Source organism: Kiritimatiellia bacterium (assembly GCA_026417735.1).
In the GTDB taxonomy this organism is placed as follows: domain Bacteria; phylum Verrucomicrobiota; class Kiritimatiellia; order PWTM01; family PWTM01; genus CAACVY01.
This window is the reverse complement of the sequence record JAOACR010000003.1, coordinates 35,783-58,140: the sequence shown is the minus strand read 5'-3', so window position 1 is coordinate 58,140 and position 22,358 is coordinate 35,783. Positions and strand designations below refer to the sequence as shown.

Sequence of the window (22,358 nt, the reverse complement as noted above, 5' to 3'; positions counted from 1 at the left end):
TCCCACCTATCATCCGCCCCTCCGAAAACCCAAAGGAAGAACGGCGAACACACCGTGTGAGCTCGAAAAACTTCATCGTCATCGGCGAGAAAATCCACTGCAGCCGCTCGGTCCGTGTGGGGGGCTCCCGCGTCCGTACAACCAACGGCCGTTGCGCGATCCTCTACAGCCGCCACGGTGAGCCTCGCGAGCTGCCGGTGCCACCGGAACTTGCGGCCGGCCGGCTACGACCGTGCGCGGTCGCGATTGCGCTGGCGCTGCGCGCTCGCGGCGAACCGGCGGAGCTCGCCGCCGATTACCTGCGCGCGATCGCCGAAGAGCAGGAACGCCACGGTGCCGCGTTCCTCGACATCAACGTCGACGAGTACTCCGCAGACCCCGCCGAATGCTGCGAGGCGATGCGTTGGACCGTCGGCATCGTGCAGGAGGCTTCGCGACGGCCGGTCAGCGTGGACTCGTCCCACGTCGCCGTCCTTCGCGCGGGGCTCGAGGTCTCCGATCGCTCCCGCGGACGTCCGCTGCTGAACTGCGTTTCGCTGGAGCGCCCGGAGACGTTCAGCCTGGCCACAGAATACGACGCGGAAGCCGTCGTCTCCGCCGCCGGCGCCGGGGCGCTGCCCATCGAAGCCGGCGAGCGAGTCGAGAACCTGGCGCGCGCGCTCGAACTGCTCCGCGCCGCCGGCCGCCCCGACGAAACGCTCTACCTGGATCCCCTCGTGATGCCCGTGGCGACCGACGGACGCCATGGGCTCCGCGTTCTAAATGCGATCGCGATCGCCCGCGGCCGGTTTGGCCCCGCAGTCCACATCACCGTGGGCGTCAGCAATGTCTCGTACGGACTGCCCGCCCGCCATCTCCTGAATGAGGTGTTCGCCCATCTCGCCCGCGACGCCGGAGCGGACAGCGCGATCGCCGACCCCGCGCAGATTTCCGCAGAGCGGCTGGACCGTCTGGATCCCACCGCCGAGCCCTTTCGCCTCGCGCGCGCGGTGCTGATGAACGAAGACGAGTTTGCAACCGCATTCCTCGACGCCGTGCTCGCGGGACGCCTCTGAGACGGGCGCTCACCGTTCGCGCCGCCGCCCCCTCGTAGTGTTTTTCGGGGTGCTTGCGCCGGCCCGCCGTGTCTTCTAGCGTATCTTCGCCCTCGCTCAAGGAGACACTATGAGAGGCAACTGGCTGCTCGCCTTCTGTTCGCTGTCCGTTGCTGCCGCCGCGGCGGAGTCCGCCGAGCGGTTTCCGTTTGTGATCCCCGGTGACGATATCGCGGCGAACGCGACGGATTTCTCCCATCTTGTACCCCGGCCCGCCGGCGCCGACGGTTTTGTCACAATTCGCGACGGTCGGTTCTACGTGGGCGACCGCCGTTTGCGTTTCTGGGGCATGAACGTGTGCTTTGCCGCCAACGCACCGGAAAAATCCGTCGCGCCGAAGGTCGCCGCGCGTCTGGTCAAGCTCGGCATCAACGCCGTGCGGTTCCACCACCACGACACGCAGCCGCCGCCGCGCGGGCTGCTGCGGCCACCGGAAAACGGCGTCCGTCGCCTCGATCCTGAGATGCTAGACCGGCAAGATTTCTTCCTCGACCAGTTGCACCGGCATGGCATCTACGCAAACCTCAATCTCCACGTCGGCCGCTCGTTTACGGAGGCGGAAGGGTTCGAGAATGTCGGCGACTTGCCCTACGAGTGCCGCTTCGCGAAATACCTGCTGTACTTCGAACCCCGGATGCGACAGCGCCTGAAAGAGTTTATTCGTGAATACCTCGGCCACGTAAATCCGTACCGCCAGCTGCGCCGGGCGGAAGATCCGGCGATCGCGCTGGTCGAGCTCACCAACGAAAACAGCTTCAGCGAGCGTGGGCCCGGGCTGGCCAAAATTCTTCCGGAGCCCTATCGCTCCGAGTTCCGCCGCCAGTTCAACGCCTGGTTGCAGCGCAAGTATCAGAGCACCGAGGCATTGAAACGAGCCTGGTTGAGTCACCTCGAGCCTCCCGGCCGGCTCCTCGCTTCCCTCGACGGCTCCGCGAGCCGTCTGGCTCCCTGGACGTTGAACACCCCCCGTAGCGCCCCGGCGATCGCCCGGTTTGGCGTACCAGGACCGGACGGTCGGCACGCCGTCCGGATCGAACTGCCGGCGCCCGCGCCTGCCGGCGCGCACCATGAGCTGATCCACAGCGGTCTCTCGGTGACGAGCGGCCGAACCTACTCGGTGACCTTCGCGGTCCGCGCGGACCGGTCGCGCAACCTGTACGTGGACGTGTCGCGGCAAGGCCCCGCCAACTGGGGGCCTCTCGGCTGGTCGGAGCGGTTGCGGATCGGGCCCGAATGGCTTCGGGTCGCCCGGCAGTTCCGCGCAACCGATACCGTGGATGGCCGCGCACGCCTCTGCTTCAAGTTCGGCGAGTCGGACGTGGACTTCGAACTTGCAGACGTCGAGTTCCGCGAGGGGGGACTGCCCGACCCGTTCTCCGCCGACCAGCGTCTGGAGACGGGAACGGTCGAGATCCCCTACGCCGGGCTCTCGGATCGCGCTTGGGAAGACGCCCGTGCGTTCATGGTTGACACCGAGCGCGAGTTCATCCGCGATCTGATCACCTTCATCCGTCGCGACTGCGGCGCGCGAATGCCGATCACCGCGTCGCAGATCACCTATCACGGCGCTCGGATCGTCGCCGACACCTGCGACTACGCTGACGCGCACGCCTACTGGCACCATCCTCGATTCCCCCGGCGCCCGTGGGATCGCGATGACTGGACCATCGGAAACACGCCGATGGAGGAGGCGATCGAATTCAATCCGCTATTCGAGCGCGCAACGTGGCGGCTGCTCGACCGGCCATTTACGTTGTCCGAGTGGAACATCCCCGCCCCGCACGATTACGCCGCTTCCGCGGTGCCGTTCGCCGCGCTCGCAGCCGCGCTGCAGGACTGGGACGGTGTGTTCTTCTTCCAATACTCCAGCGACGCAGACGAGTGGTTTCGCGACCGGATTTCCGGCTACTTTTCGTTCAACGGGCACCCTGCGAAGCTCGCGCTGCTCGGCGTCTTCGCCCACCTCTATCTGCGAGGCGACCTGCCGCCGTTGCCGGAGGTCGCGGCCGGCACCTGCGAACGGCGGCTGCCGCCCATGCTCGGCCTCACGCACCGCATTGGCATCTCGCCCGCAGCCACCTCGCCCGCCGCCGTGAGCCCTCCGCCGACTCGGCGCGTCAGCAGCCCGGACAACGCGGTCGTCTGGGACGCGACCGCCCCCCCGCGCGCACACCTCACCGTCAACACCCCGGCGACGAGGGCCGCGTGGGGACGCGTCGCCGGGCAGCGCTTCCAATTCGGCGGATGCACCCTCGCGATCGGCCCGGTCGAGCGAGATTACGCGGTCGTCGCGCTCACGAGCATGGACGGCCGCCCGCTGGAGATCTCGCAGCGAATGTTGTTGGTGGCGGTCGGATCCGCCGAAAATCCCGACATGCGCTGGAACGAGAGCCGCACCAGTGTCGGCCGCCATTGGGGCCGCGGCCCGACGCACGTGAACGGAATCCCGGCGCGAATCGAGCTGCAGGGACCGCCGTTGACCGTCCGTGCGCTCGACGGCCGAGGCGAACCCACGGCCGAGCTCAAGGTGAGCGCCACCGACTCCACATGCTCGTTCGACATCGGCCCCGAGCACCGCACGTTGTGGTATGATCTGCGCCGGCGATGACGGGTCAAAAGAACAATTTTGTTACATAGGTCGGAACCAATGCTGACAAATATGTCGTATTGCGCCGCCGTCGGATGGCTGGTGCGCGGCACCAAAGGCTCTTTCGGCGTGGAAATAGCGCAGTCACGCCGCACCCTGGCATGGGGCCTGCTGTAAGCGGAGGTGCCTCGTCGCAATGTGACGACGAGATGGAAAGGGAACGATGAAGACCATCAACAATCGTGTTCGGGCGGTGGGAGAAATTGCGGGCGCGCCGTGGCCGATTCCGCGGCTGCCGACGGACGAGTGTCCGGAGGAACTGTTCGGCTCGCTGGTGTTCAACATGGCCGAGATGGAGCGCCGGCTGCCGAAAAACGTTGTGCGCTCGCTGCGCGAAACGATCCGCGCGGGCCGGCCGCTGGACCCGGCCGTCGCGGACGTGGTGGCGCAGGCGATGAAGGCTTGGGCGCTCGAAAAAGGAGCGACTCATTACGCACACGTCTTCTATCCCCTGACCGGGCAGACTGCGGAGAAGCACGACAGTTTTCTGGTACCCGCCGAGGACGGCCGCGCAATCGCGGAGTTTTCCGGCCGTCAACTCATCCAGGGCGAACCCGATGCCTCGTCGTTCCCGTCCGGTGGCCTGCGCGCGACGTTTGAGGCGCGCGGCTACACCGCCTGGGACGTCACCAGTCCCGCGTACATCCTTGAAAATCCGAATGGAAACACCCTCTGCATTCCGACCGCGTTCTGCTCATGGACCGGCGAGGCGCTGGATAAGAAAACGCCGCTGTTGCGCTCAATGCAGGCGCTGAACAAACAGGCGCGTCGGGTACTGCAGATCTTTGGCGAGACCGACCCTGACTACGTCGTTGCCACCGCCGGTCCGGAGCAGGAGTACTTCCTGGTAGACCGACGGCTGTACATGCTGCGGCCAGATCTGGTGATCGCGGGGCGCACCCTCTTCGGCGCGCGGCCGCCCAAGGGACAGGAGTTTGAGGACCAGTACTTCGGCGCGATTCCGGAACGCGTGCTCGCCTTCATGTTCGATGTCGAGCGCCGACTTTACAAGCTCGGTATCCCCGTGAAGACCCGTCACAACGAGGTCGCACCCAGTCAGTACGAAATCGCACCGGTTTACGAAAACGCGAACGTCGCCGCCGACCACCAGCAAGTCGTGATGCAGACCATGCGGGCGACGGCGCCGGCATACGGCCTGGCCTGCTTGTTGCACGAGAAGCCGTTTGCAGGCATCAACGGGTCCGGCAAACATCTGAACTGGTCGCTCGCATGCGGGCGGCGCAACCTGCTGGACCCCGGCGATACGCCGCATGAGAACGCGCGGTTCCTCGTGTTTTGCGCGGCGGTCGTGCGTGCGGTGCACCGTCATGCGGACCTGTTGCGCGCCTCGGTTGCCCACGCGGGCAACGACCATCGGCTGGGCGCGAACGAGGCGCCGCCGGCGATCATCTCCGTGTTCCTCGGCGATCTGTTGACGGACATCTTCCGCCAGATCGAGCGTGGCCGGCTCAACGGCGTTGCGAAGCCAGGCGAACTGCGCATCGGCGTGGACACGCTGCCGCCGCTGCCGAAGGATGTCGGCGACCGGAACCGAACCAGCCCATTCGCGTTCACCGGCAACAAGTTCGAATTCCGTGCGGTGGGCTCCTCGCAGTCCATTGCCGGTCCGCTGGTGGTGCTGAACACCATCATGGCCGAGTCGCTCGACTACGTCGCAACCGAGCTGGAGACCCGAACCGCCGGCAACCCAGCAAAACTCAACGCGGCAGTCCACGAACTCATTCGGGACATCATGCGCGAACACGGCGCGATCGTGTTCAATGGCGACAACTACGCCGCGGAGTGGTACGCCGAAGCCGAGCGGCGGGGACTGCCGAACCGCCGCAACACCGTGGACGCCCTGGTTGCAGTCCGCGGCAATCCGGTGTACGAACGGCTGTTCCAAACCTACGGCGTGCTCTCGCCGCGCGAGTTCGAGTCCCGCAACGAGATCTATCTCGAGCGCTACACGAAGGAAATCCGCACCGAGGCCCTGCTGTGCCATCGGATGGCTTCCAGCGCGCTGCTGCCGGCCGGCCATCGTCACCAGGGTGACCTCGCCCACACGATCGCGGCGCTGCGGTCCGCCGGACTTTCCGAACCGCATACCGGTTACCTGCGACGGCTGACCGATCGGGTGCGTGAGTTTGAAACGCGGATCGAGGCGCTCGAAAGCGCGATCGCTGGCACCGCCGGCAAGTCCGAGCTGCTCGAGCTGGCGCGGTACTACCGCGATGAGGTCGTCCCCGCAATGGCGGCAGTACGCGAAACAGCCGACGCGCTGGAGCCGGTCGTCGCCGACGATCTCTGGCCGCTGCCGACCTACGCGGAGCTGTTGTTCGTCCGTTGATCCCGGAGGGCCGGGCCCGCGGCGGCCGCCGCGGGCCCGGCGCCCGCATGCGAACGGTTCGCATCGCGCTGGCCCAGATCAATCCGACGGTCGGCGCGCTCGCCGACAACGCGCGCCGAATCCTGCGCGCCGCGCACCAGGCGGCCGCCCTCGGCGCCGACCTCCTGGCCACGCCGGAGCTGGCGCTCTGCGGGTACCCGCCCGACGATCTGGTCATCCGTCGCGCCTTTCTCGATGCGGTCGTCCGAACGATCCGTTGGCTCGCCCGTGCGCTGCCGCGGAAGCTAATCACCATTGTCGGTGCGCCGCGGCCCGTCCCCAACCACCGCCCCCAGAACGCCGCGTGGGTCCTCCAGGACGGTCGCCTTGTGGGCACCTATGCGAAAATGCAGCTGCCCAGCGGCGGTGTCTTCGACGAGGAACGGGTGTTTGCGCCGGGCGAACGCCCTCTCGTGCTTCGGGTGGGACCGGTCCGCATCGCGCTTCACATCTGCGAGGACTCCTGGCACCCGAAGGCCCCCGCCTGCACCACGCTGCGCGGTGCGGCGGATCTGGTGCTGAACATGTCCGCCTCGCCGTTTCAACTCGGCAAGTTCGCCCTCCGCCACAGCGTGATTACGGAGGCCGCTGCGATCGTCGGCGCCCCGTTTGCGTACGTAAACCTCGTCGGCGGTCAGGACGAGCTGGTGTTTGATGGCGGCAGTTTCGCGATCGATCGACAGGGCCGGCTGGTCGCGCGCGCCCGTTCGTTCGAAGAGGATCTGTTGCTGCTGGACGTGCCTGCGCCGTCCCCGCCGGCGGGCGCCCCTGCGCCCCAAACGGCACTGCTCGCGCTTTCGGCGCTCGGGCGCTCGCGGCGGCGCTCACTGGCCAACTCAATCGCCGCCCGCCCGCGCGGATCCGCAGAAGCATGGGCGGCGCTGCGGCTGGCGCTTCGAGACTATGTGCACAAGAACGGCGCCAGCGACGTGGTGCTCGGCCTCAGCGGCGGCGTGGACTCCGCGCTCGTCGCGGCGCTGGCGGCCGACGCGCTCGGCGCCCGTCATGTCCATGCGCTTTCGATGCCCACCCGCTTCAACTCACCGCAGACCCAGCGCGACGCGCGCCGCGTCGCGGAGCGGCTCGGTCTCGATTTCCGCGTCGTCCCCATCGAGCCAATGCGACAGGCGGTGCTGGAGGGACTCAATGCGGTCGCGCCAGGTTGCGAACGCGGGCTGACCGGCGAGAATCTGCAGGCAAGACTGCGAGGGCTGGTCCTGATGGCGATGTCGAACCGATATGGATGGCTGGTGCTTGCGACCGGCAACAAGAGCGAGATCGCGACCGGCTACTGCACAATTTACGGCGACCTGGTCGGCGCGTTCGCACCGCTGAAGGATGTGCCCAAGACCCTCGTCTACCGTCTCGCGCGCTGGAGAAACCGAACGGCCGGCCGTGAAGTCGTGCCCGCCTCCGTGCTGCGCCGCGCACCGTCGGCGGAACTGCGGCCCAACCAGACCGACCAGCAGTCCCTGCCCCCCTATTCGCTGGTGGATGAAATCGTCGAGCGCGTCGAGGAACGCGACGAACCCCCTGCCTCGCTGGTCGCCCGCGGCCTTCCCGCCGACGCGGTACGAAACGTCGTGCGGCGCATTGAAACCAGCGAATACAAGCGGCGACAGGCGCCGCCGGGGCCGAAGATCACCCCCCGCGCCTTCGGCCGGGATCGCCGCATGCCGATCACCTGCGCGTGGCGCGCGCCGGTCCCCCGGCGCCCCGCGGCTCGGCGGGGAGGTCCCCGATGAGCTCCGAACCGACCCTCCCGCCCTCGAGCGCTCGAGAGCTGCAGTTGCTCTTTGAGGTCAGCCGCCGGCTCGACCAGAGCCTCGACCTGCGCGAAGTGGTGCAGCCGGTGCTCGCCGCGCTCGCGGCGCATCTGAACATGAACTACGGCACGCTCACGCTGCTGCACCGCGACACGGGCCAAATCCAGATCGAAGCCGCGCACGGCCTGACCCCGGCGCAGGCGCGGCGCGGCCGCTATCGTCTGGGCGAAGGTGTCACCGGCCGCGTGATCCAGTCCGGCGAGCCGATCGTGATCCCCCGCAAGAGCGAATCGCCGCTGCTGCTGGACCGCACCGGCCGCGGCAAGCGACCCGACACCTCGTTCATCTGCGTCCCGATCAAGATCGGCGCGGAGGTCGTCGGCGCGTTGAGCGTGGATGAGCCCGCGAAGCCGCTCCCCGCGCTGCAGGCCGATGCGCGCCTGCTTGGCATCGTTGCCTCGATGATCGCGCAGGCGGTGCGGCTGCGCCGCGAAGCCGCAGAGGAGCAGGAGCGCCTCGCGGAAGAAAATCGCCGGCTCCGCGGCGAGCTCCGCGGCCGATTCCAGCCCGAGGGCATCGTCGGCGCGTCGCACGAAATGCGCGAAGTCTACGAGCAGATCGCACAAGTCGCCCGCACCGAGGCCACGGTGCTGATCCTCGGCGAAACCGGTACCGGCAAGGAGCTCGTCGCGCGCGCCATCCACTATGCGAGCGACCGCGCGTCGGGTCCGTTCGTGCGCGTGCACTGCGCAGCGTTGCCGGAGTCCCTCGTCGAAAGCGAGCTGTTCGGCCACGTCCGAGGAGCCTTCACCGGTGCGGTGCGGGACCGGCAGGGACGTTTTGAGGCCGCACACGGTGGGACGCTGTTCCTCGACGAGATCGGCGACATTGCGCCCGGCGTCCAGGTCAAACTGCTGCGGGTACTGCAGGAACAGGAGTTCGAACGCGTCGGCGATACGCGGCCGATCCGGGTGAACGTGCGGTTGATCGCCGCCACTCACCGCGACCTCGCCGCCATGGTCGCCAGCGGCCGTTTCCGCGAGGATCTCTATTACCGGCTGAACGTGTTTCCGATCTATGTGCCGCCGCTGCGCAACCGCCCCTCCGACATCCCGTTGCTCGCGAACCACTTTCTGCGGCTGTACGGCGAGCGCGGCGGCCGTCGCGTCACCGCGATCAGCAGCGAGGCGTTGCAGCGGCTCCTCAGCCACTCGTGGCCCGGAAACGTCCGGGAACTCGAAAACACGATCGAACGAGCCGTGCTCGTGTGCGATGGCGACACGATCGAACCTCACCACTTGCCGCCCGTTCTGCAGGCGCTTCCGCCGGCCCCGGAGGCGACCGGTGGCGGCCTCGCGGCGCAAGTGGCCGCACTGGAACGCAGGCTGATTCTCGAAGCGCTGCGCGCCACCGGTGGACGCATCGCCCCCGCCGCCCGTCGACTGGAGACCACGCCCCGCATCCTCGCCTACAAGATGCGCAAACTCAATATTCACCCCCGCGTCGGCCCCGCCGCACGCGGGCCGGAGCCGAACAATGCGTGAACCGTATCGCCCCCTCTCCACCGGTTGGCCAGATCTTGACGCGCGGTTGAAGGGCGTTCTGCCCGGCGACAACATCGTCTGGCACGTCGATTGCTACGACGACTTCCCCCGACTGGTCGCCCCCTTCCCCGCCACCGCGCAAGGGCGTCCGCTCATTTATTTCCGCTTCTCCGACCGGCCTCCTGTCCTGCCCGCGGATGCAGGAGCAGAGCTGCGCCGCCTCGACCCCGCTGAGGGGTTTGCACCGTTCGTCCGTCGCGTGCACGACACGATCGATCAGGTCGGCCGCGGCGCCCTGTACGTGTTCGACCTACTCAGCGACCTCGCCGGCGTCTGGCAGTCGGACGCGCTGCTGGGCAACTTCTTCCGTTTGACCTGCCCCCACCTCTACGACCTGGAGACCGTCGCCTGCTTCGCGCTCTTGCGCGGCGCGCAGTCCGCCGACGCGGTCGAACCCATCGTTGCCACCGCGCAAATCGTGCTCGACGTGCTGCGCCGCGGCGACCGCGTCTTCGTGCGGCCCGTGAAGACGCAGTACCGCTATTCCCCCACCATCACGCTGCTGCATGAATGGCAGGGGAACAGCTTCCCGCCCGTGGCCGACAGCGGTGTCGTCGCGGAAGTTCTCGCAGAGGGCGGTGCCGGCGATCCGCGCCAGCCCGAGCGCGTGGAGGCGCCCGCACTCGTCACCTCGCCGCGCATGGAGGCGCTGCTCTCCGGCGACGACCGCATTCTGGCGCTCGCGCATCGCTACATGACAGCGGCCGACCTGGATGCGGTCCGCCGCCGCATGATCGGCACCGGCCGAATCGGCGGCAAGGCGACCGGCATGCTGCTGGCCCGCGCAATCCTCCGACGCGAACGCCCCGAGCTCGCCGCCCGCCTCGAGCCGCACGACTCGTTCTTCGTCGGCTCCGACGTCTTCATCACCTTCCTCGTCCACAACGGGATCTGGTGGATGCGCGATGTCGCCGACGACATTGACCGCCGACTCGTCGAAGCAGCGCTCGCGCGGCACCGCATCCTCAGCGGCACCTGGACCGCCCGCGCGATCGAAGGATTCGAACGAATGGTGGACTACTTTGGCCAGTGGCCGTTCATCGTACGGTCCAGCTCGATCCTCGAAGACGGCTTCGGCAACGCCTTTGCGGGCAAATACGATAGCCTGTTCTGCGCAAACCAGGGCCCCCGCGAGCAACGCATCGCGGACGTCCTCGCCGCCGCCCGCCACATCTACGCTAGCGCGATGAGCGAGCGTGCGCTGCGCTACCGCGCCACACGCGGTCTGCTCAACCGCGACGAACAGATGGCGCTTCTGGTGATGCGCGTTTCCGGTACGCTCGCCGGCCGCCGCCTCTACCCGCCTGTCGCCGGCGTCGGCTTCTCCTTCAACCCCTACGCCTGGCACCCCGACATTGATCCCCGCGCAGGCGTCGCGCGCATAGTGCTGGGTCTGGGCACCCGTGCCGTGGATCGTTCCGACGACGATTACACTCGGCTCGTCGCACTGAACGCCCCTCACCGGCGCCCCGAAGCCAACTTCGACGAAATCGTCCGCTTCGCGCAGCGCCGCGCCGACGTCGTCGATCTCGACGCGAACCAGGTCGTCAGCGTCCCCGTCGAAACGCTCGCCGCCGACCCCCCGCCCGGCGTGCCGTTCGACCTGTTTTTCACCGGCGGCGACGACGGTACGCCGCCTGTGCCGACGTTCGACCGGTTGTTCGAACGAACGCGGCTGGCCGAGGACCTGCGCGACATGCTCCGCACCCTTGAGTCAGTGTACGAGTGCCCCGTGGACATCGAGTTCACCGTTAACTTTCCCGCCCCGGATTCCCCGCGCATTCATCTGCTTCAATGCCGACCGCTTCAGGTTCGCGAGGGCGAGCGCGCCGCCCCCGAGTGGCCCGCGGACGGCGCCGCAGCCTGGTTGGCCGTCGCCGCGGACGCGGTCGTGGGCCACAGCCGGTCACTGCCGCTCGACTGGGTGATCTATATCGCACCACGAGACTACGCCGCACTAAGTCTTGCAGACCGGCACGCGCTGGCGCGCTGGCTGGGCGTTCTCGGGCGGCGCCTGCGCGAAACACCTCGCCGCGATGCGGCCATCGCATTGCTCGGCCCCGGCCGTTGGGGCACCACGAACCCCTTCCTCGGCATCCCGGTCACCTTCGCAGAGCTCCAGCCCGCCTCCGCAGTTTTCGAGATCGTCGCCATGCATGAGCACCTGATTCCGGACGCCTCGCTCGGCACGCATTTCTTCAGCGACCTCGTTGAGTCCGACATGCTCTACGCAGCGCTGCGCCCCGACCGCTCTCCGAACCTTCTGGACGATCAACGCCTGCGTGCACTGCCGAACCTGACGCTCGAGGTGATGCCCGACGCGGAACGCTGGGCGGGCATCGTGCGCGTGCTGGCCGCCGACCGACTCCCGCCCCCCTGGCGCGGCCTGCGACTGCTCGCGGATGCACCCCGCCAACGCGCCGGCATCCTTCTGGAAACAGCCGGCGGCGCCCCTCCATCACGCTGACCGGCGCGCTGACCGTTCCAAGCCTTGGACGTCCCTCCCGCAACCCCATCCAACCATCGGACCGACCGCCACCGCCACGCTCTCGGCACGCTCATTCCGTCGACGTGCCGGCCTGCCCCTCAGGCGGTCAGCCGCGCAACGAGAATCGTCAGATCGTCCTCGAACGGACGGCCCCCGGAAAAACGGCGAACCCGATCCTGCAGCGCTTCCACCACTGCGGTGGCGCTCGGCGGATCGGTGCGGACCACCGTCTCCATGATGCGGTCCGCGCCAAACTCCTCGCCCTGATCGTTCCGCGCCTCACTCAGGCCGTCGGTGAACGCAACCAGCACATCGCCGCATTCCAGCGGCACACATACGTCTTCGATGAGTTCGTCAAACATCGCCGGATCGCCAATGCCGATGCCCACTCCCGGCGAGTCGATCCGGGTCAGACCGCGGCTGAGCGGCCGGTACAGCACCGGCGCCTCGTGGCCCGCCCGAGCGACCGTCACGCGGCGCGCCGGCGGATCCAGCACCATGTACAACGCAGTGACGAACATGTCCCCGCCGAGGTCCGGCGACATCACCCGGTTCAGCGCGCGCAGCACGGCGGCAGGGCTGGGACACCCCGGCGCGGTCGCGCGCGTCACACTGCGGCAAACCGACATCCAGAGCGCGCCCGCCACGCCTTTGCCCGACACATCCGCCACCATCAGTCCGATGCGACGATCGTCCACCTGGATCGCGTCGTAGTAATCCCCTCCAACCTGCCGAGCCGGCACGTTCACCGCCGCAAACTCCGCGCCAGGAGGCGTCGGCAGACAGCGCGGCAACAATGCGGCCTGGATCTGGCGCGCCAGCGCCAGGTCGTGGTCGAGCCGGCGCTTCTCGTCCAGCTCATCCCGCAGCCGTGCATAATGCACCGAGACGGAGGCCTGGTCAGCGAGCGCCTGCAGCAGGTTCACATCGCTCGGCGTGAACGGGCGGCGATCCGCTCGGTTCACCGCGACCAGCACTCCCATCACGCGATTGCGAAACCTCATCGGTACCGCCGCCAGTGTGCGCACCCGAAGCGCCGGGGGACCGTGCCGCGGTACCGACGGCTCCCGCTCCGCGTCATGGATCAATCGGGCGGCACCGCGCCATGCGACGTCGCCCACTATGCCCTCGCCGGTCCGCACCAGCTCGGCACGCACCGCCGCCTCCAGCGCCGCCGACGGCCCCTGCCCCGTGTCACCCAGCGGCTCCGTCCACGCCCGTCCGAGCGGAGCGAACAACCCAGACACCGCGCGAACGCGCAGCGTGCCGCCATCCGGTTCCATCAGGTAAATCGCACCCGACAGCGCACCGCTGGTGCGCAGCGCGTAGAAAAGAACCCGCTCCAGCAGCGCGTCGGTCCCCTCTTCGTCGGTCTCTGAAAAAACTTCCGCGACGTCGTGCACGAAGCCCATCATCACCTCGCGCTCGCGCCGCAACTCGTCCGCCTCGCGCCGGCAGCGGCGGTACCGCCGCCACAACGCCGCCCCGAGCGCGCCCACCACCCCGACGCCGGCGGCGACCGCCAGGCCGACCGCGTCCCGCAACGGCATCTCAGCGCCCTCCGGGCGCGTTGCTGACCCCGCCGGACCGCTCGCGCAGAAACTCGATCACATCGCGAAATCGCTCCCGGTTCGCTTCCGAAACGGAGGCGAGCGTCTCATGCGCTTCCAGCACCGTTTCCCTCGAACCGGCCACCGATGACGGCCGAAGCTCCTCCCCGGCGGCCTGCCCTGCTGCCGGCGCCACCGGCGCGATCTCCAGAAGCCGGTCCACCCCCAGCGTGTGCAGCAGGCGGCGAACTCGTTCGCCCGGCGATACCGCCAGCATTCGCCCGCCCGCCCGGCGCAGCCGCATCGCGAAACCCGCAATCAATCCGAGGAAGGTGCTGTCCATCGAGTCACACTCGTCCAGCTCCAACACCGCCTCCTGAACCCCTTGCTGTTCCGCGTGCTGAATGAACTCCCGCAGCGGCGGCCCCACCGACAACGTCCCCCGCCCCGTGACCCGAATCCATGCGCGGCCGGCATCAAGCCACACCATCACCCGCCCCACACCCTGAGAGCCGTTGCCCATATTGCTCGGCGACTCTACTGGTCAATGCCGGCGCGGTCAAACGTGGGCCGCTCCCACGGCTACCCATCTTCCGTCGCCGCGCTCCCCTCCGTTTCACCAAAGAGATTCGGCTGTTTCGCACACCAGAGCGTCGTCCGACCGCACCGACGCTGCTCAATCGCCCCCTCGTGGAGCAGCCGCTCCAACCAGACCCGCAATTGCGAGGGCTCCAGCCGCAGCCCCTTGGCGAGTTTCGACGCGGTGACCGGCTCCTGCAGCGCCGCCAAAAGCTCGCGCCGCACAGCCGCAAAGAGACGCTCTGCAGGCGGTTCGGCGGCGGTCACGGGCGCTCGTTCACCGGCCTCGCAGACTGCCGGACGCGGCCGCCCCGACGGCCGACCAGGTGCGACCCGTGCCCGCACGAACGCGACCAGATCGGCCTCGTCCGCGGCGGCCACCGGCAGCGCCCCCTTCTCCACGAGTTTCCGATTGCCCTCCGGAGCGCCATCGGCCACCCACACGAACACGCGGTCGTTTGGCCACAATTTCAGTGCTTCCGTTGCGCCCGCCCACGTCCCTCCCTTGCCCACGCTCGCGCTGATCACCACCACCGTATCCGCCAGTGCATACACGATTTTGTTGCGTCCCATCGCCGCGCCAACGGAGAAACGGCTCTCGGGACTGCATGGCGAGAGCAATACCAGCCGGCCTTCGCGCAGGTAATCCCGTTCCGGCTTTCTGCAGGCGCGGCGCAACAAACTGTCTCCCAGAACCAGCACCGCCCGCCCACCCTCGTCCAGCGCCGCCTCGGCGGCCGCCATGTCCACCCCGGCCGCCCCTCCCGAAACCAGCGGCACCCCGCAGCGAGCGGCCGCGCAACCCAAGATGCGTGCAACACCGAGTGACGGCTCGGGCGCATGGCGGGAACCGACCACACCCAGCCCGACCTCGCCCAGCAGCTCCAACGGTCCTGCTCCGTAAAGAATCGGCGGCGTCTTTGCTTTGAGTTCGGACTTCAGCCGACCAGGATAAGCTGCGTCGCTGCGGCACAGCACCCAGAGCCCCTTGTTCAACCAGCGCTCCAACGCCAACGCCATTTCGCCACCCCGCGACATCAGCCGCCGAACGCGTTCCGATTCGACCGGAGCGTCCCCGTCCTCCAGCCGTCGCCAGCCCTCGAGTTCCAGCAGGGAGGCCGGCCGAAGCGCCCGTTGATGAAGCCAGACCGCCAGCCGGTGATACTCACCAGCGCCCAGCGGCTTTTCATCGCATGCAGAGGCGTCAAAGTAGCCACACAGCAGCAGGATCGCCCGCGCGTCCGCATTCAGATTGCCCGGTGTCTGGCCGTTCATATCAGCCTCCGTCCCTCGCGCTCGAAGCCAGCGCCACCGGCCACACCGCCGGGCAACCGCGCCCCATCAGCAACACGCCCGCAACCGTCATCGTCCACCGCGAGTCCACCACGTCATCCACCAGCAGCACCGGTTCCTTTCGCATCGCCGAGGTATCCACTTGAAACACCCCGCACACATTCAGCGCTTGTTGCGCACTGTTCTGCATGAACTTTTGCGGTTGATTGTCCTTCACCTTGATCAGCGCCGGCGCAAATGGAAGGCCCAACCGCTCCGCAAGCCGGCGGGCGAAGTCCGGCACCAGCTCCGGCCGCGATCGCGACGGGATGCACGTCACCCACGTGGGCGGCGGCCGCGGCGCCCACTCCCTCACCATCGCCGCGCACGCCTCGACCAGTTCGTCGCGGAACCGACCGTTTTGATATTTGTCCTCCCGCACCATCCGTCCCCACCCGCCGTCCCCCCACAGGCACAGCGCGCGCCCCTCGTTGAGCCTCGGCATCGGGAATCGGCCCGTCGCAAAAAGCTTCATCCCCGAGGCAAGGTCGCCCGTCACCCATTGCGCAAAGATCGCCGCCGCCACGCGCTCGCTGGGCGACTTCACCCGAGGCGCAATTTCGACATAACATCGCCGGAGAAACTGCGAGGCCAGCCGCGTTCGCTCCGGCGCATGACCGATCCCAACCACCGGCTCACCGCGACAGTTCGCACAGCGACCACACGGCGCCGCCGGATCGTCGAGCGCGCGGCACAGGCGTGCCATCAAACAGTCGCGCGCGTGGAGATATTCCGTCATCTCCCGCTGTTCCGCTTCACGCCGCTCGCGCAGCGCCCGGGCGCGCGCCTCGTCCAGCCGGTACTCCACCGGCGTGGCCATCCATCGGGACTGCACCCGCGACACCGGCGAAGGCGTTTCGACCGCGAGAAACTTGAGGCACTTTTCGATCGCGCCCTGCGGCAGGTTCACCATTTCCTGCAGTTCGCCGACCGAAACACCGCCGGGCGCCCGGTTCAGCCCCTCGAGCACTTTCACCACATGCAGGTGCGGTGGCATCGCAGACTCGATAAAGTACCGGATGATCTCCTCGTCTTCTTCACCGCCGAGCAACACCGCGACCGCGCGTTCCACCGCGCGCCCCGCGCGGCCAACCTGCTGGTAGTAATGCACCAGCGACGGCGGCCTCTGCATGTGCACCACGAATCCGAGATCGGGTTTGTCGAATCCCATCCCCAGCGCAACGGTCGAGACCAGCGCCTTCACCTCGTTGCGGCGAAGCCGCTCCTCCAACTGTTCCCGACGGTTCGCGGCCAAACCTCTGGCCCCATCCGTTTGGCTGTCGTCGTCAAGACCGCTGTGATAGGCCTCGACTGGCCAGCCGCAGTCTTTCAGCCACCGCGCCAGGCGATTCGCATCGCGTCGCGTGAGCACGTAGATCCCCCCGCTGCCCGGCAGCTCGCCGAGGTGCTCCGCGAGCCACGCCATCCGCTCCTCATAGTTCGGCATCCAGATGTTCTGCAGCTCCAATGTATCGCGCGCAAGGGGCCCGCGCACAACCTCCAGTTCGCCCAACTGCGCCACCACGTCCGCAACAACCCGTTCGTTCGCGGTCGCGGTTGTCGCCAGCACCGGCAGGCCCGGCGGCAGCGCCTGGAGCACTCGCACAATGCGCCGGTAATCCGGCCGGAAATCGTGCCCCCAGTCCGAAATGCAGTGCGCCTCGTCCACCACGAACAGCGCGATGCGCGCCGCCGTCTTCCCCAGCACGTCGCGCTGAAAGTCCTCGTTCGCGAGCCGCTCGGGCGAAATGAAGAGAACGTCCACCTGATCCGCCATCAACTGCGACTGAACTAGCGCCCACTCCTTTCGGTTCTCTGAGTTGATCGTGGCCGCCCGAACGCCGAGCCGTTCCCGCGCCGCACGAATCTGATCCCGCATCAACGAGAGCAGCGGCGAGATCAGCAACGTGAACCCCCGTCCCGCCTCCCGCAGCAACCGGCTAGCGAGGAAATACACCATGCTCTTTCCCCAACCCGTCCGCTGCACCAACAGCTGGCGGCGCCCAGCCAGCACAGCCGCGATCGCCTCCCACTGTCCCGGTCGGAAGTCCGCCGCCGAATCGCCCAGCGCAGACCTCAGCATTGCGAGCGCCTTCAACCGACTGTTGTTCAAATCCATGCGCGCGCCTCCGACATCCTTTTCGAACCCCCAGGGAAAAACACGGCCGATGGTAGCCCCCCCTCGCCGACCGTCAATTTGTGGGCCGTCGTCCCCCCGCACAGATCGGGCCCGCGTCCGCCCACCCACGGACCGCGGGCCCAACCCAAACTCACCGCGCTGCGCTCAGCCGATCGCGAGCGCGTCCACTTCAATCTCGAACAACAGATCGTCGCGACAGATGTCCGCCTTCACCACCACGATCGGCAGCCCCTGCAGCCGGTGGCGCGCACACCACCGGTCCCAGGCCGACGCATCGGCCGCATGTTTGAAATACGCGATCGCGCGGTTCACATCCGCCCACCGATAGGCCGACTGCTCCATGATCGCCTCGACGACGCGCATGGTGAGCTCGACCTGCGCGTCCACATCACCCACGTGCGCGGTCTCGCCGTTCGGGTGAATGCTCGCCGTGCCGGACACGTACAGCCGCCGATACGAGGGCAAGCGAACCTCGACCGCGCGGCTGAAGGAGCTCCCGTACGCCGGCGCCGGGCACTGCAGCGGCGACGGAAGACTGCGAATGGACACGTCACCCCGCTTCGGCTGAATCGCCAGCGCCTCGCCCACCAGTGCCGCACCGTACGGGTTCGCGGTGCCGACCCCCGTGCTGGCGGGCACCAGCCGGTCGTAGACCCCGCGTTCCGCGAAAAAGGCATTTCGCACCCGGTTCAACTCGTTGTACCAATCGAGGATCCGATCGCAGTACAGCCAGGTGCGCACGATGTGGTAAAAATCCATGCCCACCGGCGCGAGCGCCGCATCCATCCGCTCGAACACCGACCGGGCCTGATCGCCACGGCGGGCGTGAAGGTCCGCCGGCAGCAGCCCGACAAGAATCGCATAGCGCGCGTCATCGTCCTCGATCAGGGTCCCGACCCTGCGGCCCTCGAAGAAAATCGGCTCACAAGATCCGCCCACCGCATAGAACTGCGCGGCCACCGGCGCATGCCCCGCGCACGCGGAGCCGTCAATCCACGTGATCGGCCAGTCCAGCCGGCCGCAGTAGCGCCGCAAGAGATCGAGCGTTTTCGCCTCCAGCTCACACGGGCCGAACAAATCCATCGCGGCGACGGTCGCGCCGGTCGCCGCAAGAAATTCGCCGATTTCCCGCGCCAGCGGTTCCGGGCCCCCGTTGCCGCCGGGCGCATCCGTTGCAAAAAAGCGGGGCAGGCCGCCCGCCGACAAGCGCACCACGTGCAGACGAGCTTGACGAAATGAATCAATCACCGGCCGGAGCGAGGGCGTGGTCATGATTCCGCTCATGACCACTGAACGAAAACCCCTTCAAAATATTGTCGGCGCGTTACAGCGACAACAAATACTGCACCAGATCGTCAATCTCGGCCGGTGTCAGCTTCGATGTTTCGCCGTGCCGGTCGTCCTTGTTGAACGTCGTCACCACATCGCGCAGTGTCGCCGCCCGACCGTCATCCAGATACGGTGCGGTCCGCCACACCTCGCGCAGCGTTGGCGTGTCCAGCGGCTTGTTCGCATCCGGTCCGACACCGGTGCCGACGTCATAGCTCTTCAATGTCGTATACAAAGGCGGCGGATGACACTCCTCGCAACCGGCCTTGCGGAAGACCGCCTCGCCCCGACGCGCCGCATCGGTCAGCGAGCCGTCCGGTGCGCGATGCGGACTGTTGACCGGCGCCAGCGCCTTCAGGTACTCGTCCATCGCCTGCGCTTCCTCCTCCGGCCGCACCGCAAACTGAATGAACCGGATCCCGGAACGCACCGCGATCTCGGCGGTCGCGCGCACGCCGCTGAGCATTGCCGGCGGCGTCTGGTGCGCCAGCACTAGGCTCTTGGTCTGTTTGGGATTGCCCATCCCGTCGTTCAGCAGATCCCAGTTCAGCCCGTCCACCCGACCGTCGGGGTGGCAGCTCGCGCAGCTCTGCCACTCCTGAAAACAGAGCGCGGCATCGTGGAAGAGCATCTCCCCGCGCCGCACGATCGACATCGGCGACTCGGAGGAGCCCAATCGAATTTCCGACGGCCGGCGCGGCGGGCCGGCCAGAGGAACCACCGCCAGCGAATCGGTGAAATACATCGCCGCACAGGCTCGGTCGCCGACCACCGCGACACCCCGCGGCGAGTTGCCGGGGAGTCGAACGCGTTCGCGAATGTCCACCAAAAACGCCAGATCGTTCGGCACCTGTGCCGGCGTCGAACTCACCGGCGTGACCGCCTCTCCGCGCGCAACGCGATCGAGACGATCGTGCAGCGCCGCCCGGTCAATCACGCTGAGCTCGTGCGTGCCGGAATGTGCCACCACCAGCCAGCGCCCGTCGGCAGAGACGGCCACACCCCAGGGATTCGCGGCGCCGTGATCAATCTCGTCGAGCAGCACCGTGTTGACGAGACGGCCGGCGGCCACGTCCACGACACTGAGCGCGGCCGTCATCATCCAACCCCGGTCCAGCTGCGTGGTGGGAAGCGTGAACCGACCGAGAATCGAAGTGACATAGGCGAAACGCCCGTCGGGCGAGAGCGCGACGCCCCGCCCAACGCTGCAGCCGTTCGGCAGCCGGACCGTCGCGAGGACCTTCAGGTCGGCCGCCGAGAGAATCACCACATCCAGCGCGACGACCTCCGCGGTGGCCGGCACGGCGGGCAGATGATTGACCACCACCAACCGCGAGCCATCCGGCGTCAACGCGCAGGCGATCGGCTCGCGCGGCATCGACACTTGTCCGATCTGGGTGCCGTCGGAGGTTTGGATCGCGCGCACCACACCGCCGAACCGGTCGCACACATACAGCTGCGCGCCATCCGGGGCGATCGCCAGCGCCACCGGCGAGTGGCCGGCTGGCCAGTCGTGCAGCAGCCGCCCGTCAGCCGTCTCGACCACCCACACTTGGCCGGTTCCGGTGCCGCCAGCCACCCACAGCCGGGCGCCGTCTTTCGAAACAACGAGCGCCGCCGGCTCCGCCGGCAGCGGCCACACCGCGCGGACCTGGCCGGCGACGAGGTCCACATGGGCCACGCACCGGCCGGTGGCTCCTGCCACCCAAACGTTCGAACCGTCGGGTGAAACCGCGATCGCCAGCGGCGACACGGGCCCGGCCGCCGCGCACGCGATCGAGCCGGCTGTGATCGCCGCAATCATCCCACGCACTCCGTGCATGCGACACACTCCTTGTCGTCCGGCGTTGCCAGGACCATCGGCGAGCGTAGTCGCGCACGTTGCCAGATTCAAACCGCCGTTGCACGATGTCCTCAGTGCCGCACAACCGCCGTTGGAGACATCGCCCGATGAAGTCCTCCCTCACGGATCGTTGGACCACGTCCCCGAAGCCCCCGCCGCCAGTCTGCCGAGCCATCTGCCGCCTCGTGCTAGCGACCGTCGCCGTCCCCCTCGGCGCCAGCGCCGCCGACGCCGTGGTGGTGCGCCCCACTGAGATCCCCGACCTGCTGCCCAACCCGCACATGGGCTGGCAAACCTTCCACCGAACGGCGCGCAGCGACCGCGCCTTGCCGCCGTGGATTCCCTCCACCGTCGCGTATACGCGCTGGGGATGGGGTGAGCTGGAGCCAGAGCCGGGACGCTTGAACGCGGAGTTGCTCGACCGCCAGCTCGCCGAATGCCGGGCTGCGGGTCAGACGCTCGCGTTTCGCGTGATGTGCTGCTCGACCACGCCCCGTCAGCCCTACCACCCGAAATGGCTCGAGGCGGCCGGCGGGCGGGTGATCGCGGCGGATTACAACGGACAGGAACCGCTGCCCATCCCCGACTTTGACGATCCACGAACCCTGGAGCTCCATCTCGATTTTTTGCGGCGGCTCGGAGAACGCTACGACGGCCACCCCGATCTCGAGCACGTGGACCTGGGCTCGATCGGCTGGTGGGGCGAATGGCATTTGAGCGGCAGCCGCCGCGCCCGCTTACCCTCCCTCGATGTTCGCCGTCGCGTGGTCAGCGCCTACCTCGCCGCGTTCCGCCGCACGCCGCTCCTGATGCTGGTGGGCGGTCGCGAATGCCTCCGCGAGGCCCTCGAGCGCGGCACCGGTTGGCGTGCGGACTGCCTCGGTGACATGGGCGGATTTTCAAAGAACTGGTGCCACATGCGCCGAGGGTATCCGGTGTGGCTGCGCGAAGCCGGCGCGCTCGAGGCCTGGCGACGCGCGCCGGTGGCGTGGGAAACCTGCTGGGACATCCGCCGATGGGTGCACGAAGGATGGTCGCTACGGTACATCTTCAACTACGCGCTCGCCTGCCATGGCTCCTTCGTCAACAACAAATCTGCGCCGCTGCCGGAAAGCCCCGAGGTGCGCGCTGAGATCGAGCGGTTTCTGCGGCGGCTCGGCTACCGGTTCGTCCTCCGCGAGCTCCGTCACCCCGCCAGTGCCCGTCCGGGCGACCTCTTCCGGATCGTCACCGTCTGGCAGAACGTCGGCTCGGCCCCGTGCTATCGCCCCTACCGGCTCGCGTGGCGCCTCACCGCCACCGACGGGCGGCAACTGGTATTTCCCGGCCAGACCACGGTGGAGCGTTGGATGCCTGGCGATGTCCCTGTGTTCGACGAGGCATTCCTCCACTCGCCACCCGACCTTCCGCCCGGACCGCCGACCCTCGCGACCGACGAGTTGCGCCTTCCGCCGGACCTGCCCGCCGGGCAGTACGGGGTTGCGCTGGCAATCGTTCCGCCCGACTCGCTACGACCCGCCATCCGCATCGCGATCAAGGGACGTGCCGACGACGGCTGGTATCCCTTAACCGCGTTCGAGGTCCGCCCGTAAACGAC

At 67.8% G+C, this 22,358-nt stretch carries 13 protein-coding genes; 7 read left to right on the top strand and 6 right to left on the bottom strand.

Annotation, left to right across the window (positions count from 1 at the left end; all coding sequences use genetic code 11):
- The first annotated feature begins 56 nt into the window (after positions 1 to 56).
- The 6 genes from N2652_00400 to N2652_00375 all read left to right on the top strand — a co-directional run bounded on the left by N2652_00400 (position 57) and on the right by N2652_00375 (position 11,967).
- Complete coding sequence (locus N2652_00400; protein ID MCX7817672.1) at positions 57 to 1,055, top strand: dihydropteroate synthase; 999 nt, start codon at positions 57 to 59, stop codon at positions 1,053 to 1,055.
- Positions 1,056 to 1,164: 109 nt separating this feature from the next.
- Positions 1,165 to 3,702, top strand: a complete 2,538-nt coding sequence (locus N2652_00395; GenBank protein ID MCX7817671.1) for a hypothetical protein — start codon at positions 1,165 to 1,167, stop codon at positions 3,700 to 3,702.
- A 202-nt stretch (positions 3,703 to 3,904) separates the two neighbouring features.
- Positions 3,905 to 6,091 (top strand): glutamine synthetase III, encoded by a 2,187-nt coding sequence (locus N2652_00390; protein ID MCX7817670.1) that lies wholly within the window; start codon positions 3,905 to 3,907, stop codon positions 6,089 to 6,091.
- Positions 6,092 to 6,138: 47 nt separating this feature from the next.
- Entirely contained in the window at positions 6,139 to 7,875 is a 1,737-nt protein-coding gene (locus N2652_00385) for an NAD+ synthase (protein ID MCX7817669.1), read from the top strand.
- On the top strand, positions 7,872 to 9,440 hold the full coding sequence (locus N2652_00380) for a sigma 54-interacting transcriptional regulator (GenBank protein MCX7817668.1): 1,569 nt from the start codon (positions 7,872 to 7,874) through the stop codon (positions 9,438 to 9,440). Before N2652_00385 ends, N2652_00380 begins: the two co-directional genes overlap by 4 nt.
- Positions 9,433 to 11,967: a PEP/pyruvate-binding domain-containing protein gene (locus N2652_00375; GenBank protein MCX7817667.1), complete on the top strand. Its 2,535-nt coding sequence runs from the start codon at positions 9,433 to 9,435 to the stop codon at positions 11,965 to 11,967. The genes N2652_00380 and N2652_00375 overlap by 8 nt, the downstream gene beginning before the upstream one ends.
- A gap of 119 nt (positions 11,968 to 12,086) precedes the next feature.
- On the opposite strand, the gene N2652_00370 is transcribed toward N2652_00375, so the two are convergent.
- The 6 genes from N2652_00370 to N2652_00345 form a co-directional block, all read right to left on the bottom strand.
- Entirely contained in the window at positions 12,087 to 13,538 is a 1,452-nt protein-coding gene (locus tag N2652_00370; GenBank protein ID MCX7817666.1) for a SpoIIE family protein phosphatase, read from the bottom strand.
- Position 13,539: 1 nt separating this feature from the next.
- On the bottom strand, positions 13,540 to 14,028 hold the full coding sequence (locus N2652_00365) for an STAS domain-containing protein (protein ID MCX7817665.1): 489 nt from the start codon (positions 14,026 to 14,028) through the stop codon (positions 13,540 to 13,542).
- A gap of 92 nt (positions 14,029 to 14,120) precedes the next feature.
- Positions 14,121 to 15,392: a DNA-processing protein DprA gene (locus N2652_00360; protein MCX7817664.1), complete on the bottom strand. Its 1,272-nt coding sequence runs from the start codon at positions 15,390 to 15,392 to the stop codon at positions 14,121 to 14,123.
- A 1-nt stretch (position 15,393) separates the two neighbouring features.
- Positions 15,394 to 17,568 carry a RecQ family ATP-dependent DNA helicase gene (locus N2652_00355; protein MCX7817663.1) on the bottom strand — a complete coding sequence of 725 codons (2,175 nt, stop codon included), beginning with the start codon at positions 17,566 to 17,568 and terminating at the stop codon, positions 15,394 to 15,396.
- Between the two features lie 165 nt (positions 17,569 to 17,733).
- Positions 17,734 to 18,861 carry a hypothetical protein gene (locus tag N2652_00350; protein MCX7817662.1) on the bottom strand — a complete coding sequence of 376 codons (1,128 nt, stop codon included), beginning with the start codon at positions 18,859 to 18,861 and terminating at the stop codon, positions 17,734 to 17,736.
- A gap of 52 nt (positions 18,862 to 18,913) precedes the next feature.
- Positions 18,914 to 20,740 carry a cell surface protein gene (locus N2652_00345; GenBank protein MCX7817661.1) on the bottom strand — a complete coding sequence of 609 codons (1,827 nt, stop codon included), beginning with the start codon at positions 20,738 to 20,740 and terminating at the stop codon, positions 18,914 to 18,916.
- 128 nt (positions 20,741 to 20,868) lie between these two features.
- Between N2652_00345 and N2652_00340 the strand changes: the two genes are divergently transcribed.
- Positions 20,869 to 22,353: a DUF4832 domain-containing protein gene (locus tag N2652_00340; protein MCX7817660.1), complete on the top strand. Its 1,485-nt coding sequence runs from the start codon at positions 20,869 to 20,871 to the stop codon at positions 22,351 to 22,353.
- Positions 22,354 to 22,358: the final 5 nt, after the last annotated feature.

What these genes read in the sequence shown, in the direction of transcription:
- N2652_00395 (MCX7817671.1), top strand. Translation starts at nt 1,165, where the DNA reads ATGAGAGGCAACTGGCTGCTCGCCTTCTGTTCGCTGTCCGTTGCTGCC.
- N2652_00390 (MCX7817670.1), top strand. Translation starts at nt 3,905, where the DNA reads ATGAAGACCATCAACAATCGTGTTCGGGCGGTGGGAGAAATTGCGGGC.
- N2652_00385 (MCX7817669.1), top strand. Translation starts at nt 6,139, where the DNA reads ATGCGAACGGTTCGCATCGCGCTGGCCCAGATCAATCCGACGGTCGGC.
- N2652_00380 (MCX7817668.1), top strand. Translation starts at nt 7,872, where the DNA reads ATGAGCTCCGAACCGACCCTCCCGCCCTCGAGCGCTCGAGAGCTGCAG.
- N2652_00375 (MCX7817667.1), top strand. Translation starts at nt 9,433, where the DNA reads ATGCGTGAACCGTATCGCCCCCTCTCCACCGGTTGGCCAGATCTTGAC.
- N2652_00370 (MCX7817666.1), bottom strand. Translation starts at nt 13,538, where the DNA reads ATGCCGTTGCGGGACGCGGTCGGCCTGGCGGTCGCCGCCGGCGTCGGG.
- N2652_00365 (MCX7817665.1), bottom strand. Translation starts at nt 14,028, where the DNA reads ATGGTGTGGCTTGATGCCGGCCGCGCATGGATTCGGGTCACGGGGCGG.
- N2652_00360 (MCX7817664.1), bottom strand. Translation starts at nt 15,392, where the DNA reads ATGAACGGCCAGACACCGGGCAATCTGAATGCGGACGCGCGGGCGATC.
- N2652_00355 (MCX7817663.1), bottom strand. Translation starts at nt 17,568, where the DNA reads ATGGATTTGAACAACAGTCGGTTGAAGGCGCTCGCAATGCTGAGGTCT.
- N2652_00350 (MCX7817662.1), bottom strand. Translation starts at nt 18,861, where the DNA reads ATGACCACGCCCTCGCTCCGGCCGGTGATTGATTCATTTCGTCAAGCT.
- N2652_00345 (MCX7817661.1), bottom strand. Translation starts at nt 20,740, where the DNA reads ATGCACGGAGTGCGTGGGATGATTGCGGCGATCACAGCCGGCTCGATC.
- N2652_00340 (MCX7817660.1), top strand. Translation starts at nt 20,869, where the DNA reads ATGAAGTCCTCCCTCACGGATCGTTGGACCACGTCCCCGAAGCCCCCG.